11 protein-coding genes are annotated in these 14,984 nt (G+C 72.8%); 10 read left to right on the top strand and 1 reads right to left on the bottom strand.

Features of this window, described 5'->3' with window-relative positions; translation table 11 throughout:
- The first annotated feature begins 33 nt into the window (after window positions 1-33).
- The 10 genes from mnmA (at window position 34) to M3677_RS04095 (ending at window position 13,805) form a co-directional block, all read left to right on the top strand.
- Window positions 34-1,140 (top strand): tRNA 2-thiouridine(34) synthase MnmA, encoded by a 1,107-nt coding sequence (mnmA, locus tag M3677_RS04140; RefSeq protein ID WP_209683573.1) that lies wholly within the window; start codon window positions 34-36, stop codon window positions 1,138-1,140.
- 127 nt (window positions 1,141-1,267) lie between these two features.
- On the top strand, window positions 1,268-3,658 hold the full coding sequence (gene ligA, locus M3677_RS04135) for an NAD-dependent DNA ligase LigA (RefSeq protein WP_209683570.1): 2,391 nt from the start codon (window positions 1,268-1,270) through the stop codon (window positions 3,656-3,658).
- A 229-nt stretch (window positions 3,659-3,887) separates the two neighbouring features.
- Entirely contained in the window at window positions 3,888-5,327 is a 1,440-nt protein-coding gene (locus M3677_RS04130; protein ID WP_209683567.1) for an alpha/beta hydrolase, read from the top strand.
- A gap of 116 nt (window positions 5,328-5,443) precedes the next feature.
- On the top strand, window positions 5,444-7,852 hold the full coding sequence (locus tag M3677_RS04125) for a transglycosylase domain-containing protein (RefSeq protein WP_251159851.1): 2,409 nt from the start codon (window positions 5,444-5,446) through the stop codon (window positions 7,850-7,852).
- Between the two features lie 163 nt (window positions 7,853-8,015).
- Window positions 8,016-8,315 (top strand): Asp-tRNA(Asn)/Glu-tRNA(Gln) amidotransferase subunit GatC, encoded by a 300-nt coding sequence (gatC, locus tag M3677_RS04120; protein ID WP_058728900.1) that lies wholly within the window; start codon window positions 8,016-8,018, stop codon window positions 8,313-8,315.
- Window positions 8,312-9,859 carry an Asp-tRNA(Asn)/Glu-tRNA(Gln) amidotransferase subunit GatA gene (gene gatA, locus M3677_RS04115; protein ID WP_251159850.1) on the top strand — a complete coding sequence of 516 codons (1,548 nt, stop codon included), beginning with the start codon at window positions 8,312-8,314 and terminating at the stop codon, window positions 9,857-9,859. Before gatC ends, gatA begins: the two co-directional genes overlap by 4 nt.
- Window positions 9,859-11,364 carry an Asp-tRNA(Asn)/Glu-tRNA(Gln) amidotransferase subunit GatB gene (gene gatB / locus M3677_RS04110; RefSeq protein ID WP_066652943.1) on the top strand — a complete coding sequence of 502 codons (1,506 nt, stop codon included), beginning with the start codon at window positions 9,859-9,861 and terminating at the stop codon, window positions 11,362-11,364. Before gatA ends, gatB begins: the two co-directional genes overlap by 1 nt.
- Window positions 11,365-11,434: 70 nt before the next feature.
- Complete coding sequence (locus tag M3677_RS04105) at window positions 11,435-12,520, top strand: type III polyketide synthase (protein WP_251159849.1); 1,086 nt, start codon at window positions 11,435-11,437, stop codon at window positions 12,518-12,520.
- On the top strand, window positions 12,517-13,263 hold the full coding sequence (locus M3677_RS04100; protein WP_308201964.1) for a methyltransferase domain-containing protein: 747 nt from the start codon (window positions 12,517-12,519) through the stop codon (window positions 13,261-13,263). Before M3677_RS04105 ends, M3677_RS04100 begins: the two co-directional genes overlap by 4 nt.
- Window positions 13,264-13,298: 35 nt before the next feature.
- Window positions 13,299-13,805: a hypothetical protein gene (locus M3677_RS04095; protein ID WP_066652955.1), complete on the top strand. Its 507-nt coding sequence runs from the start codon at window positions 13,299-13,301 to the stop codon at window positions 13,803-13,805.
- A gap of 39 nt (window positions 13,806-13,844) precedes the next feature.
- On the opposite strand, the gene M3677_RS04090 is transcribed toward M3677_RS04095, so the two are convergent.
- Entirely contained in the window at window positions 13,845-14,897 is a 1,053-nt protein-coding gene (locus M3677_RS04090; RefSeq protein ID WP_066652958.1) for a zinc-dependent alcohol dehydrogenase family protein, read from the bottom strand.
- Window positions 14,898-14,984 lie beyond the last annotated feature (87 nt).

Below are 14,984 nucleotides of genomic sequence, written 5' to 3'. Positions count from 1 at the left end.
GGACTCGTCGGGGGATGCGCTTACCCTGGATGCATGCGTGTACTTGCGGCGATGAGCGGTGGGGTCGACTCGGCGGTGGCCGCGGCGCGGGCCGTCGACGCCGGGCACGACGTGGTCGGTGTGCACCTGGCGCTGAGCCGGATGCCGGGCACGCTCCGCACGGGGAGCCGTGGCTGCTGCACGATCGAGGACTCGATGGACGCGCAGCGGGCAGCCTCGGCACTCGGGATCCCGTACTACGTGTGGGACTTCTCGGCGCGCTTCAAGGAGGACGTCGTCGACGACTTCGTCGCGGAGTACCAGGCCGGCCGCACCCCGAACCCCTGCATGCGGTGCAACGAGCGCATCAAGTTCGCCGCCCTGCTCGAGAAGGCGCTCGCCCTGGGCTTCGACGCCGTGTGCACCGGCCACTACGCCTCGGTCGTGACCGGGTCGGACGGCGCCCGTGAGCTGCACCGTTCGGCGGCGTGGGCGAAGGACCAGTCGTACGTGCTCGGCGTGCTGACGGCCGAGCAGCTGGAGCACGCGATGTTCCCGCTCGGTGCGACACCGTCGAAGGACGAGGTCCGTGCCGAGGCGGCGGCGCGCGGGCTGACCGTCGCGCAGAAGCCCGACTCCTACGACATCTGCTTCATCCCGGACGGGGACACCCGCGGGTGGCTGGCCGACCGCGTGGGGACCGCGCCGGGCTCGGTCGTGGAGCGCGACGGCACCGTGGTCGGCGAGCACGAGGGTGCCACGGGCTACACCGTCGGGCAGCGCCGCGGACTGCACCTCGGACGCCCGGCACCGGACGGCAAGCCGCGCTTCGTGCTCGAGATCCGGCCGAAGGACAACACCGTCGTCGTCGGACCGAAGGAGGCGCTCGACGTCCGGTCGATGGCCGGCTCGCGGTTCACCTGGGCCGGGACCGCTCCGGCCGACCCGGCGACGCCGTTCGCGTGCGACGTGCAGATCCGGGCGCACGCCGATCCGGTCCCGGCGACGGCGCGGGTGACGGACGGCGAACTCGTGATCGACGTCGACGAGCCGCTGTCCGGTGTGGCTCCCGGTCAGACTGCGGTGGTCTACGTCGGCACCCGGGTGCTCGGGCAGTGCACGATCGACCGCACCGTCTCGGCGGTGCCCGCGACCGTCTGAGCCTGCGGCCCGGGGCCGGGCAGCCCGCTGCTGCCGGGGCCGGGCAGCGGGGTGCTGCCGGGGCCGGGCGGCTGGGGTCGGGGAGCCGGCTGCGGCCGGGGTCGGCGGTGCACGGTAGAACTGAGGCATGAGCGACACGACCCCCGACTCGGCCGACTCGACGTTCGAGACGCTGGCCCCGGCCGACCTCGACGCCGCGCAGGCCCAGCGGGAGGTCGACCGGCTCCGGGTGCGCATCGGCGAGCTGCGCGACCAGTACTACGAGGGCAACGGCTCGACGGTGTCGGACGGCGACTACGACGCGATGGTCCGTCGCCTCGACGCGATCGAGCAGCGCTTCCCGGACCTGCGCACCCCGGACAGCCCGACCCAGACCGTCGGCGGCCAGGCGCAGACGGTGCAGTTCGCGCCGGTCGAGCACGCCGAGCGCATGCTGAGCCTCGACAACGTGTTCAGCCCCGAGGAGCTGACCGAGTGGGCCGACAAGGTGCAGCGCGACGCCGGCTCCGAACGGGTCCGGTTCCTCACCGAGCTGAAGATCGACGGGCTCGCGATCAACCTGCGGTACGAGCACGGTCGCCTCGTGTCGGCGGCGACCCGTGGTGACGGCGTGGTGGGCGAGGACGTCACCGGCAACGTGCGCACCATGGGCACGATCCCCGACCGGTTGTCCGGCGAGGGACACCCGGCCATCGTCGAGGTCCGCGGCGAGATCTTCTTCCCCGTCGCGCAGTTCGACGAGCTGAACGCCCGGCAGCGCGAGGCGGGGGAGCGGGTGTTCGCGAACCCGCGCAACGCGGCTGCCGGATCGCTCCGCCAGAAGGAGGAGGGCAAGTCCGAGGCGAAGCGCGCGCTCATGGTCGACCGCCTGCGACGCCTCCGCATGCTCGTGCACGGCATCGGCGCGTGGCCGGTGCGCGAGCTCGAGCGCGACACCGAGGTGCACTCCCAGTCCGAGGTCTACGAGCTGCTGCAGACCTGGGGCCTGCCGACGAGTTCGCACTACCGGGTGTTCGACACCGTGGACGAGGTCATCGGCTTCGTGCGGACGACCGGCGAGCGTCGTGCGTCGGTCGAGCACCAGATCGACGGCGTCGTGGTGAAGGTCGACGACCTGGCCCTGCACGAGGAACTCGGCTCGACCTCCCGTGCACCGCGCTGGGCCATCGCGTACAAGTACCCGCCGGAGGAGGTCCACACGAAGCTCCTCGACGTCGTGGTCAGCGTCGGGCGGACCGGACGTGCGACGCCCTTCGCGGTGATGCAGCCGGCCGAGGTCGCGGGGTCCGTGGTGCGGCAGGCGACCCTGCACAACCAGGACGTCGTGAAGGCGAAGGGCGTCCTGATCGGCGACACCGTCGTGCTCCGCAAGGCCGGCGACGTCATCCCCGAGGTGCTCGGCCCGGTCGTCGAGCTGCGCGACGGCACCGAGCGCGAGTTCGTCATGCCCGCCGCGTGCCCGGAGTGCGGGACGCCCCTCGCACCGGCGAAGGAGGGCGACAAGGACCTCCGCTGCCCGAACGCCCGGAGCTGCCCCGCCCAGGTCCGTGGCCGGGTCGAGCACATCGCCTCGCGCGGCTCGCTCGACATCGAGGGCCTGGGCGAGGTCGCCGCCGCGGCGCTCACGCAGCCGCTGCACCCCGAGCAGCCGCCGCTCGTCACCGAGGCCGGGCTGTTCGACCTGACGATGGAGGACATCGTCCCCATCGAGGTGATCGTCCGCGACGCCGAGACGGGCATGGAGAAGTCCGACGACGACGGCACACCGAAGCGCGTCACGCCGTTCAGCCGTGCCCGCAAGAAGACCGATCCGCCGTTCGACCCCGACGCGCGCGGAGCCGACCACACGGGTGAGCCGAGCCGCTACCCGTCGAAGAACGCCTTCGAGATGCTGGCGAACATCGAGGCCGCGAAGACCAAGCCGCTCTGGCGCATCATGGTCGGGCTCAGCATCCGGCACGTCGGCCCGGTCGCCGCACGGGCACTCGCGAACCACTTCGGGTCGCTCGACCGCATCCGGGAGGCGTCGCGCGAGGAGCTCGCGGCGGTCGACGGGGTCGGCGGGATCATCGCGGACGCCCTGCTCGACTGGTTCGCCGTGGACTGGCACCGCGAGATCATCGACCGCTGGACGGCCGCGGGGGTGCAGTTCACCACGCCGGACCACCCCGGTCCCGGCGCCGCCGTCGAGGGGGGCGTCCTCAGCGGGGTCACCGTCGTCGCGACGGGCTCGCTCGAGGGGTACACCCGTGAGGGCGCGCAGGAGGCGATCATCGCCGCCGGCGGCAAGGCTGCGTCGAGCGTCAGCAAGAAGACGGACTTCGTCGCCGCCGGTCCCGGTGCCGGGTCGAAGCTCACGAAGGCCGAGCAGCTCGGGCTCCGCATCATCGACGCGGAGCAGTTCCGCCTGCTCGTGACCGAGGGGCCCGGCGCCCTGGAACCGGACCGGGCGGACGGACGGGAGCCGTCCGACGGCGCCGACGGCCAGGCGACCGACGACGCGGACGCAGGGAGCTGAGCAGCACGGCGGAGCGCGGCTCGCCGTGAGCGACGCGCCGTCTTCCGCGGGGGACCGTCGACGATCCGCACCCAGTTCGAGGGGCAAGTTGCACCGCGCACCCCCTCGTGAGCGCATTCTCCTTACACTCGAGAGGGCATCAATCGTCGGCTGAGGGGGTCGACGACACGGCCTTCCCGGGGAGACCTGATTGCTGCTCATCGCCGCGGCCCTGCTACTCACCGCCTCGATGCACTCGCTGGGAGTGGTCGAGGCCCCTGCCGTGCCCGTCCCGGGAGCGTCCGGCGTGGGCGTCCCGGCAGCGGCCGAGGCGCCCGTCGCGGAGGTGTCCGGGGTCCGGGACCCCGTGGCACGCGACGCTCCGCCCGACGCCCCGACGACCGCTGCCGGCGGTCACGTCGACCTCGAGCGGTTGGCGCAGGCGCGCGGCACGGCGTTCCTCGACGCACTCGTCGCGGTCGGTCCCGGCGACCTGGCACGCGCCGACGAGGACGATCGGGTGCTCGCGACCGCCCAGGACCGGCCACCCACCGCGGCCGCCGTCGCACGGTGGTGGGACGCGCTCGGCACCGCCGCACAGGAGCGCCTGGTCGCCCTCGCCCCCGCGGTCGTCGGCAACCTGGACGGGGTGCCGTACGACGTCCGTGACCGCGCCAACCGGACCACCCTCGCCGACGGGGTCGGCACCGACGACCAGGACTCCGACGACCAGGACTCCGATGCCCAGGACTCCGGCGCCGGGTCCGACCGTGCCGCCGCCCGCACCGCGTTGCTCGCGCAGGTCCGGGACTCCCTGCACCGCGAGTCGGGCCAGGCCCCCCGGCGCCTGATCGTCCTCGACACCCGGGGCTCGGGCCGCGCGGCGATCGCGGTGGGGGACCTCGCGACCGCCCGGGACGTGACGGTGGTCGTCCCGGGGATGTTCTTCACCGTGACCGGGCAGATGCACGACTTCACCGACACCGCGAGCGACCTGTACGACGAGCAGACCACCGTGTCGGCGCTCGCCACGACGCAGACCGCCCGAGGCGTCGCGGACCACGCGTCGAGCGGCACCGCCGTGCTCGCGTGGATGGGCTACCGGACGCCCGACATGTCCAACATCCTGTCGCTCGGACTCGCCCGCACCGGTGCCGAGCGGCTCGAACGGGTGGTCGACGGTCTCGACGCCGTCCGCGGCGACGACCGGCCCCGGTTGAACGTCGTCGCGCACTCCTACGGGTCGACGACGGCGCTGATGGCGCTGTCGTCCGGCCGCATGCAGGCGGACTCGCTCACCGTGCTCGGCTCGCCGGGCAGTGCGGTGCAGACCGCCTCCGAGCTCGCGGTGGGACCCGGGCAGGTCTACGTCGGCGACGCGCACAGCGACCCGATCGCCGGCTCCGGGTACTTCGGGACCGACCCGGGTTCGGCGGGGTTCGGGTCGACGCTCCTCGACCTCTCCACGGACACCGTCGAACCGGACGCGGGCGTGTTCCGCCGACCTGTGGGTCACAACGACTACCTCAAGCCGGGGACGGCATCGCTGCACGACGTCGCCCTCATCGGGGTCGGCCGCGGTGACCTCGTCCGGCACCAGGCCCGGCGCGGCCAGGGTGGCGGCGGGACCGCGCAACCGGTGCCCGACATGTACCTCCTGCGACCCCAGGACCTGCAGCCCCGCGACTGAGCGGACCCGCCCCGTGGGCGATGCACGACCCTCCCTGTGGGTGATCCTGTGCGCCGCCGCAGCCCCTGACCTCAGCACGGCAGAAGCACCCCAGTCCGGGCCCGTACCGTGCCGCCATGCGTGCGATGCGGTGGTCCGGTGCCCTCACGACCTTCCTCGCCATGTCCGGCCTCGCAGGACTGCTGGTGGCGGTCGCGGTGACCCCGGCCGTGGCGGTGGCGGGCGAGGCGACGTCCGGAGCGGTGTCGTTCTTCGAGGACCTGCCGAGCTACCTCGACATCCAGACCCCGCAGCAGGTGTCGTCGGTCTACGCCACGAAGGACGGCCAGCAGGTCAAGATCGCGTCGTTCTACGCCGAGAACCGGACCGACGTCGCCTCGGACGCCATGGCGGAGTCGCTCAAGCGCGCGGCGATCGACACCGAGGACCCCCGCTTCGAGGACGAGGGCGGCATCGACGTGCTCGGGACCGTCCGCGGCGTCGCGGCGACCGTCGTCGGGGGCGACGTGCAGGGCGGTTCGAGCATCACGCAGCAGTACGTGAAGAACGTCCTCGTGCAGCAGTGCGAGCAGCTCACCGGCGCGACCGCGGCCGCCACCCAGGCCAAGGTCGCGGCGTGCTACCAGGACGCCGCCGGGGTGACACCGCAACGCAAGCTGCAGGAGATGCGCTACGCCATCGCGGTCGACAAGAAGTACACGAAGGACCAGATCCTCACCGGCTACCTGAACCTCGTCGGGCTCGGCGGCCGCGTCTACGGCGCCGAGGCGGGTGCCGAGTACTACTTCGGCGTGCACGCGAAGGACCTGTCGCTCCCGCAGTCCGCGACGCTCGTCGCCATCCTCAACAACCCGGCGAACCTGCGCATCGACGAGCCGGACGACGAGGACAACGGCGCGGCGAACGGCTACGCGGCGACGAAGACGCGGCGCGACTACGTCCTGCAGCGGATGTACGTGCACCACGACATCTCGAAGGCGCAGCTCGACCAGGCGGAGGCCACCCCGGTCACGCCGCGGATCACCGACACCGCGAACGGCTGCTCGGCCGCGGCGAGTGCGTACGACGCGGGGTACTTCTGCGACTACGTCCGCGACCAGGTGCTGCAGGACCCGGCGTTCGGCAAGACCGCCGCGGAGCGCATCGAGACCCTCGACACGAAGGGCCTCGAGATCCACACGTCGCTCGACCTCGACCTGCAGGCCCAGGCCCAGTCCGCACTCTCGTCCTACGTGCCCGCGACGATGACCGGTGTCGACCTCGGCGGCACGAACGTCACCGTCCAGCCCGGCACCGGACGCATGCTGTCGATGGTGCAGAACACGACGTACACGCAGCGCGACAACGCCGGCCCCGGTGCGACGGCCATCGACTACAACGCGGACACGGCCTACGGCAACTCCGGGGGGTTCCAGACCGGCTCGACCTACAAGGTCTTCACCCTGGCCGAGTGGCTGGCGTCCGGACACACGCTGTCGGAGTCGGTGCCGACTGGCGAGCACCTGTTCCAGCAGTCCGAGTTCACGAACTCGTGCGAGGCACTCGGCGGGTCCCCCTGGCCCGTCTCGAACGCCGAGACCGTCCCGGCGAGCATGAGCGTCCAGGCGGCGACCTCGGAGTCGATCAACACCGCGTTCGGCGCGATGGCGAAGCAGCTCGACCTCTGCAAGATCAAGGACCTCGCGCAGGCCATGGGCATCCACCAGGCGGACGGCTCGGCCCCGGCGTCGAACCCGGCGTCCGTGCTCGGCACGAACCCGCTCTCGCCGATCGACCTGGCCGAGGCGTACGCCGGCTTCGCGAACGGCGGCGTCGTGTGCACGCCGACCGTCATCGACTCGGTGCGCGAGGCCGACGGCACGACGGTCACGCCCACGCCGTCCAGCTGCACCCGGGGCGTCTCCGCCGAGGTCGCCGGGACGGTCGACCACGCACTGCAGGGCGTCCTGACCGGCAGCGGCACCGCGGCCTCGGCGAACCCCGGTGACAGCACCCCGAAGTTCGCCAAGACCGGCACGACCGACGCCGACACGCAGAACTGGCTCGTCACGTCGAGCACGAAGTACACCAACGCGACGTGGATCGGCAACGTCAGGGGGCTCGTCGGTCTCGCGAACACGTCCTTCCCGCAGGGCACGACCGGGTACAGCGCGAAGTTCGGCGTCGGCCGCTCGATGATGTCGTGGCTCGACCAGCGCTACGGCGGGGGAGCGCTGCCCGAGCCCGACCCGGCGATGATCGGCTCGACGCCGCGGTCCGTCGACGGTTCGGCCTCGGACGCGGCGACGGGCGGGGACCAGGCGACGCCGGGGACCAGCGCCCAGGCGCCCGCCGCGCCGGGATCGTCCACCGCGGACACGACCGGCGGCACGACGACGGGCGCGCCCGCACCGGGCGGGGCGGCGGGTGCCGGCTCGCAGCCGGGCGCGGGTGCCGGCGCGACGTCGACCGGGACGGGCCCCGGCGGCGGCGCGCAGGGCACCGGAACGGGCGAGGCGACCCAGCAGCCACCGTCGCACGGGTAGGCGGCGACGGCGAGCACGCGACAGTCTGGAGGCCCGGTGCCGGTCCGCCGGACCGGCACCGGGCCTGGCGTGCCGGTTCTCCACAGCCGCGGTGACCGTGGTGCCGCCGCCGGACGCGGCCAATAGACTGGTGCGCATTCCACGAACCGATCGACGGAGCACCATGCCTGACATCACGAGCGAGCAGGTCGCCCACCTGGCGAACCTCGCACGTATCGCACTCACGCCCGACGAGATCGAGAAGCTGACCGGGGAGCTGTCGCACATCGTCGAGAGCGTCGCCAAGGTCGCCGAGGTCGCGACCGACGACGTCCCGGCGACGAGCCACCCGGTGCCGCTCGGCAACGTCACCCGACCCGACGTGGTGGGGCAGACGCTGACCCAGGAGCAGGCGCTCTCCGGCGCGCCCGACTCCGACGGCGAACGGTTCCGCGTGACGGCAATCCTGGGAGAAGAGCAGTGACCGACGACCTGACCCGCCTCAGCGCGGCCGCCCTCGCCGACGCCCTGGTGGCGCGCGACGTCTCGAGCGTCGAGGCCACGCAGGCCCACCTCGACCGGATCGCCGCGGTCGACGGCGACGTGCACGCGTTCCTGCACGTCAACGAGAACGCCCTGGCGGCAGCGCGGTCGATCGACTCGCGTCGCGCCGCGGGCGACGACCTCGGCGCGCTCGCCGGTGTGCCGATCGCGATCAAGGACGTCCTGTGCACGCAGGACATGCCGACCACCTCGGGGTCGAAGATCCTCGAGGGCTGGCGGCCGCCCTACGACGCCACCCCGGTCGCGAAGCTCCGCGCCGCCGGTCTCGTGCCGCTCGGCAAGACCAACATGGACGAGTTCGCGATGGGCTCGACGACCGAGTTCTCGGCGTACGGTCCGACGCGCAACCCGTGGGACCTCGACCGGATCCCCGGCGGGTCCGGCGGGGGATCGGCGGCAGCGGTCGCCGCGCACGAGGCCCCCTTCGCCCTCGGCTCCGACACCGGTGGCTCGATCCGCCAGCCGGGTGCCGTCACGGGCACGGTCGGTGTGAAGCCGACCTACGGCGGGGTCAGCCGGTACGGCGCGATCGCACTCGCGTCGTCGCTCGACCAGATCGGTCCGGTGTCCCGCACGGTCCTCGACGCCGCGCTGCTGCACGACGTCATCGGCGGGCACGACCCGAAGGACTCGACGTCGATCCCTGACGCCTGGCCGTCGATGGCCGCCGCTGCGCGCGAGGGCCTGCAGGCCGACACGCTCCGCGGGCTCAAGGTCGGCGTCGTCAAGGAGCTCGCGGGGGGCGAGGGCTTCCAGGCCGGCGTCACGCAGCGCTTCCAGGAGACGGTCGCGATCCTCGAGCAGGCGGGCGCCGAGGTCGTCGAGATCGCCGCGCCGTCGTTCGCGTACGCGATCAGCGCCTACTACCTGATCCTGCCGGCCGAGGCGTCGTCGAACCTCGCCAAGTTCGACTCGGTGCGCATCGGCCTGCGCGTCACGCCCGAGAACGGTGCGACCGTCGAGGACGTCATGGCCGCGACGCGTGAGGCCGGCTTCGGCCCCGAGGTCAAGCGCCGCATCATCCTCGGCACCTACGCGCTCAGCGCCGGCTACTACGACGCCTACTACGGGTCCGCGCAGAAGGTCCGCACCCTGGTGCAGCGCGACTTCGCGGCGGCGTTCGACCAGGTCGACCTGCTCATCAGCCCGTCGGCGCCGACGACCGCCTTCCCGCTGGGGGAGCGCCTCGACGACCCGCTGTCGATGTACCTCAACGACCTCACGACCATCCCGGCGAACCTCGCCGGCGTGCCCGGCATGAGCATCCCGAACGGCCTCGCGCCCGAGGACTCGCTGCCGACCGGTGTGCAGCTCATGGCGCCGCAGCGCGAGGACGCCCGCCTCTACCGGTACGGCGCCGCGCTCGAGCGCCTGCTCGAGCAGCAGTGGGGCCGTCCGCTCATCGACAGCATCCCGGACCTCGACCAGTCTCAGCAGTCCGCTGCGCAGGAAGGTGTGATCTGATGGCGCAGAAGGACGCGCTGATGGACTTCGACGAGGCGCTCGAGCGCTTCGAGCCGGTGCTCGGCTTCGAGGTCCACGTCGAACTCGCGACGAAGACCAAGATGTTCTCGGACGCCCCGAACTTCTTCGGTGGCGAGCCCAACACGAACGTGACCCCGGTCGACCTCGGGCTGCCCGGGTCGCTGCCGGTCGTCAACGAGCAGGCCGTGCGCTACTCGATCCAGCTCGGGCTCGCGCTCGGCTGCTCGATCGCGGAGTCCTCGCGGTTCGCCCGGAAGAACTACTACTACCCGGACAACCCGAAGAACTACCAGATCTCGCAGTACGACGAGCCGATCGCGTTCGAGGGCGAGGTCGAGGTCGAGCTCGCCGACGGCACCATCTTCCAGGTGCCGATCGAGCGCGCCCACATGGAGGAGGACGCGGGCAAGCTGACGCACGTCGGTGGTGCCACCGGTCGCATCCAGGGCGCCGAGTACTCGCTCGTCGACTACAACCGCGCCGGCGTCCCGCTCGTCGAGATCGTCACGAAGCCGATCTTCGGCGCGAAGGACCGTGCTCCCGAGCTCGGCGCCGCGTACGTCCAGGTCATCCGTGACCTGGTCCGCGCGCTCGGCGTCTCCGAGGCCCGCATGGAGCGCGGCAACCTGCGCTGCGACGCGAACATCTCGCTGCGCCCCTGGGGTCAGGAGAAGCTGGGTACCCGCACCGAGACGAAGAACGTCAACTCGTTCCGCGCCGTCGAGCGCGCCATCCGCTACGAGATCCAGCGCCAGGCCGCGATCCTCGCCGCGGGTGGCACGATCACTCAGGAGACGCGGCACTGGCACGAGGACACCGGGCGCACCTCGGCCGGCCGCCCGAAGTCGGACGCCGACGACTACCGCTACTTCCCGGAGCCCGACCTGCTGCCGGTCGTGCCGGACCCCGCGGTCATCGAGGAACTCCGGGCATCCCTGCCCGAGGCGCCCGTCGCACGTCGCCGCCGTCTCAAGGGGGACTGGGGCTTCAGCGACCTCGAGTTCCAGGACGTCGTCAACGGCGGGCTGCTCGACGAGGTCGAGGCGACGGTCGCCGCCGGTGCCTCCCCGCAGGCCGCGCGCAAGTGGTGGACGGGCGAGATCAGCCGCGTCGCGAACGCGCAGGACGCCGCAGCGGGTGACCTCGTGTCGCCGCAGCACGTCGCCGAGACGATCGCGCTCGTCGAGTCCGGTGACCTGACCGACCGTCTGGCGCGCCAGGTGCTCGAGGGGGTCATCGCGGGCGAGGGGTCGCCGGCGCAGGTCGTCGAGGCCCGAGGGCTCAAGGTCGTCTCCGACGACTCGGCCCTCACCGCAGCGGTCGACCAGGCGCTCGCCGCCCAGCCGGACGTCCTCGCCAAGATCCAGGACGGCAAGGTCCAAGCAGCCGGCGCGATCATCGGCGCGGTCATGAAGGCGATGCAGGGACAGGCCGACGCGGCTCGCGTCCGCGAGCTGGTCCTGGAGCGCGCGCAGCAGTCGTAGCGTCCGTCGCGGCACCGACCGGACCGGACCAACCTGGGGACGTGTCAGCGACCCGGTGACAGGATGGGTCGTGACCGCAACGATCCGCGCCATCGGGACCGCCGTCCCCGACACCACCCTCGACCAGGGTTCGGTGCGTGACCTGTTCGCCGGGCAGCCCGGCCTCGGCCGCCTCGGCGCACGGATCGTGCCCGCGGCGTTCGACGCATCCGCCGTGGAGCACCGGCACACGGTGATCGAGGAGCTCGACACCTCGCGGCCCGGCGGCCTCTTCCGACAGGACTCCGGAACGCTCGTCTCACCGTCCACCGGCACACGCAACGACCGCTACCGGGACCTCGCTCCGGCGCTCTTCGTCGCGGCCGCCCGTGACGCCGTCGAGCGCGCCGGGGTGGCACCGGACCACGTCACCCACCTGGTGACCGTCTCGTGCACGGGGTTCACGCAGCCCGGACCGGACATCGACGTCGTCGACCAGCTCGGACTGCCCGCCGGGGTGTTCCGACACCACATCGGCTTCATGGGGTGCTGCGCCGCCTTCCCGGCGCTGCGGATCGCGGCGGCCTTCGCCGAGGCGGACCCCGACGCGGTCGTGCTCGTCGTCTGCGCGGAACTCTGCACCCTGCACGTCCGCGCGTCGGACGACCCGGACCAGATCGTCGCGAACAGCGTCTTCGGCGACGGCGCGGCGGCAGCGGTCGTCGCGGCGGGCGGGCCGGGCCTGCGCATCGAGCGGTTCGCGACGGCGACGGTGCCCGAGGGTGCGTCCGAGATGGCGTGGAACATCGGTGACGAGGGCTTCGAGATGGTGCTCTCCACCGCCGTCCCGAAGCTCGTCGGGGTGCACGTGCCGGCTGCCGTCACCGCGCTGCTCGGCGAGGGCGAGACCTTCGCCGACGTGCCGGTGTGGGCGGTGCACCCCGGTGGACGGGCGATCCTGGACCGGGCGCAGGACGCCCTCGAGCTGCCCGACGGCGCGGTCGCGTCGAGCCGCGCCGTGCTCCGCGACCACGGCAACATGTCGAGCGCGACGGTGCTCTTCGTGCTCCGCGACGCCGTCGAGCAGGGCCTCGCGCCCGGATCGCCGGTCGCGGCCGTCGCGTTCGGTCCCGGGCTGACGGTGGAGAGCGCGAGGCTCACGGCGGTCGAGGCGTGACGGACCGGCCACGGACCGTGCGCGGTACGGACGGCGGACGTGAGCCCGGCGCCCGAGCGGTCGACCTCCGACAGCGGGACACGGTCCTGCAGGAGCTGATGGACGACCCCGGGTGCGACCCGCGGGTGCTCGACCGGACGTTCCGGCGGTTCGCCGTGGTGAACGCGCTGGTCAGCGGGTGGCGGGCGGTCTGGCGGACGCACGTCGTCCCCGCGCTGCCACCGAGCGGTCGTGCGCGGGTGCTCGACCTCGGCTGCGGTGGCGGCGACCTGGCACGCTCGCTCGTGCGGTGGGCGGGCAGTGACGGGCTCTCGCTCGAGGTCGTCGGGGTCGACCCGGACGATCGCGCCATCGCTGCAGCCCGACGGTCGACAGCGCGCGGGGTGACCTTCCGGCAGGCGTCGAGCACGGACCTCGTCGCCGCGGGGGAGCGGTTCGACGTCGTCGTGTCGAACCACGTGCTGCACCACCTGGACGACGACGCCCGAGCGGCCTTCCTGTCGGACTCCGAGCAGCTGGCCACCGGTCGGAGCCTCCACTCGGACATCCGTCGGTCGCGGCAGGCCTACCGCGCGTACGCGCTGGCATCCCCGCTCGTGTCCGCCGGGACGTTCGTCCGGGTGGACGGGCTCCGCTCCATCCGCCGGTCGTTCACCGTGCCGGAGCTGCAGGAGGCGCTCCCCGCGGGGTGGACCGCCGAGCGGGCGGCGCCGCACCGGGTGCTCGCGGTCCGCGACGCGTAACGCTCGCGAAACAGCCGCTGCGGGACGCTCGACCCGTGACTCCCTCGCTGTTCCGCCGCGCTGCGCGCGACGCCGTCCTGCTGACCTCGATCATCGCGGCGTCGGCCGCGCTGACCGCGTGTGCGGGCACTGCCCCGCCGCCGGACGACCGCGCGACCGCCGGGGCCGGTGAACGGTGGTCCGCCTGCATGCGCGGGAAGGGCTACGACGTCGAGGACGTCACCGACCGTCAGGCCGAGTCCGGTCTGTCGAAGGTACCCTCGGGAGCCGACGAAGCGGCGTTCTCGGAGGCAGCGGGAGCCTGCTCGACGGCAGTGGGGATCCCGCGTGCGGACGAGGCGCAGCTGCGGGAGTGGGATCGCCAGTACGAGGCCGCGGACGCCTGCATCCGCGAGCGCGGCTACCCGGACTTCCCCGGACAGCACGGCAGCGGCCGGTTCGACCGTGAGGACGAGCCGGAGTTCACGGAGGTGGCATCGGCGTGCCTCCGGGAGTTCGCGCCGGACGTCCAGCAGATCACGGTCCCGCCGCCCGGCGACTGAGCACCGAGCGGCGGGACCGGACCTGCGACGCGGCCGGTGCTACGGACGCAGCAGCACCTTGATCGCGCGCCGCTCGTCCATCGCCGCGTACGCCTCGGCGGCCTGGTCGAGGGGCAGCTCGAGGTCGAACACCCGGCCCGGCTCGATCGTCCGCGAGAGCACGTCGGGCAGCAGCTCCTCGATGTACGCGCGGGCGGGGGCCATCCCGCCACCCACGGTGATGTTCTTCGCGAACAGGAAGGGCATCGGCAGCTCGGGTGCACCCGCGGGGACCCCGACGTAGCCGACGTTGCCGCCGGGGCGGACGACCCGCAGCGCCTGGTCCATGCTCTCCGCGGTACCGACGGCCTCGAGGGCGCAGTCGGCGAGCTCCCCGCCGAGCAGTTCGCGCACGGCGGCGATGCCCTCCTCGCCGCGGGTCTCGACGACGTCGGTCGCCCCGAACTCCCGCGCCAGTGCCTGGCGGTCCGCGTGCCGGCTCATCGCGATGATGCGCTCGGCGCCCAGGCGCGCGGCGGCGAGCACCGCGGACAGGCCGACCGCGCCGTCGCCGACGACCACGACGGTCTTCCCCGGGCCGACCTCGGCCGACACGGCGGCGTGGTGTCCCGTCGAGAAGACGTCGGAGAGCGTGAGGAGCGACGGCACGAGGTCGTCGTCCACCGGGCCCGGGACCTTCACGAGCGTCGCCGCGGCGTCGGGCACCCGGACGTACTCCGACTGGGCGCCGCCGATCGGGTGGCCGTAGGCGTCGGTCGTGCCGCCGAAGATCGAGCTGTGCTCGCAGCCGCTCGTCATGCCGTGCGTGCACGCCTGGCAGGTGCCGTCGTTCGTCGTGAACGGCGCGATGACGAAGTCGCCGGCGGACAGGCCCGTGACGTCGGCGCCGACGGACTCGACGACGCCCACGAACTCGTGCCCGATGGTGTGGGCCTGCTCGGTCCCGCGGACGCCGCGGTACGGCCAGAGGTCCGATCCGCAGACGCAGGACGCGGTCACCTTGACGACGGCGTCGGTGGGCTCGATGAGGACGGGGGTGTCGCGCTCCTCGACGCGGATGTCGCGAGGGGCGTGGATGACGGTTGCGCGCACGGTGTGGCCTTCCGATCGGGGGTGGACGCGGCGCGTACCGTGACGCGCCAGGGTGCCGGCGCCGTTGCGGGACCCGTCGACACTACG

The organism is Curtobacterium sp. P97 (assembly GCF_023712445.1).
Taxonomy (GTDB): Bacteria; Actinomycetota; Actinomycetes; order Actinomycetales; family Microbacteriaceae; genus Curtobacterium.
The sequence above is the reverse complement of the archived record's forward strand: the minus strand, read 5'-3'. Positions and strand labels throughout refer to the sequence as shown.

What these genes read in the sequence shown, in the direction of transcription:
- mnmA (WP_209683573.1), top strand. Translation starts at nt 34, where the DNA reads ATGCGTGTACTTGCGGCGATGAGCGGTGGGGTCGACTCGGCGGTGGCC.
- ligA (WP_209683570.1), top strand. Translation starts at nt 1,268, where the DNA reads ATGAGCGACACGACCCCCGACTCGGCCGACTCGACGTTCGAGACGCTG.
- M3677_RS04130 (WP_209683567.1), top strand. Translation starts at nt 3,888, where the DNA reads ATGCACTCGCTGGGAGTGGTCGAGGCCCCTGCCGTGCCCGTCCCGGGA.
- M3677_RS04125 (WP_251159851.1), top strand. Translation starts at nt 5,444, where the DNA reads ATGCGTGCGATGCGGTGGTCCGGTGCCCTCACGACCTTCCTCGCCATG.
- gatC (WP_058728900.1), top strand. Translation starts at nt 8,016, where the DNA reads ATGCCTGACATCACGAGCGAGCAGGTCGCCCACCTGGCGAACCTCGCA.
- gatB (WP_066652943.1), top strand. Translation starts at nt 9,859, where the DNA reads ATGGCGCAGAAGGACGCGCTGATGGACTTCGACGAGGCGCTCGAGCGC.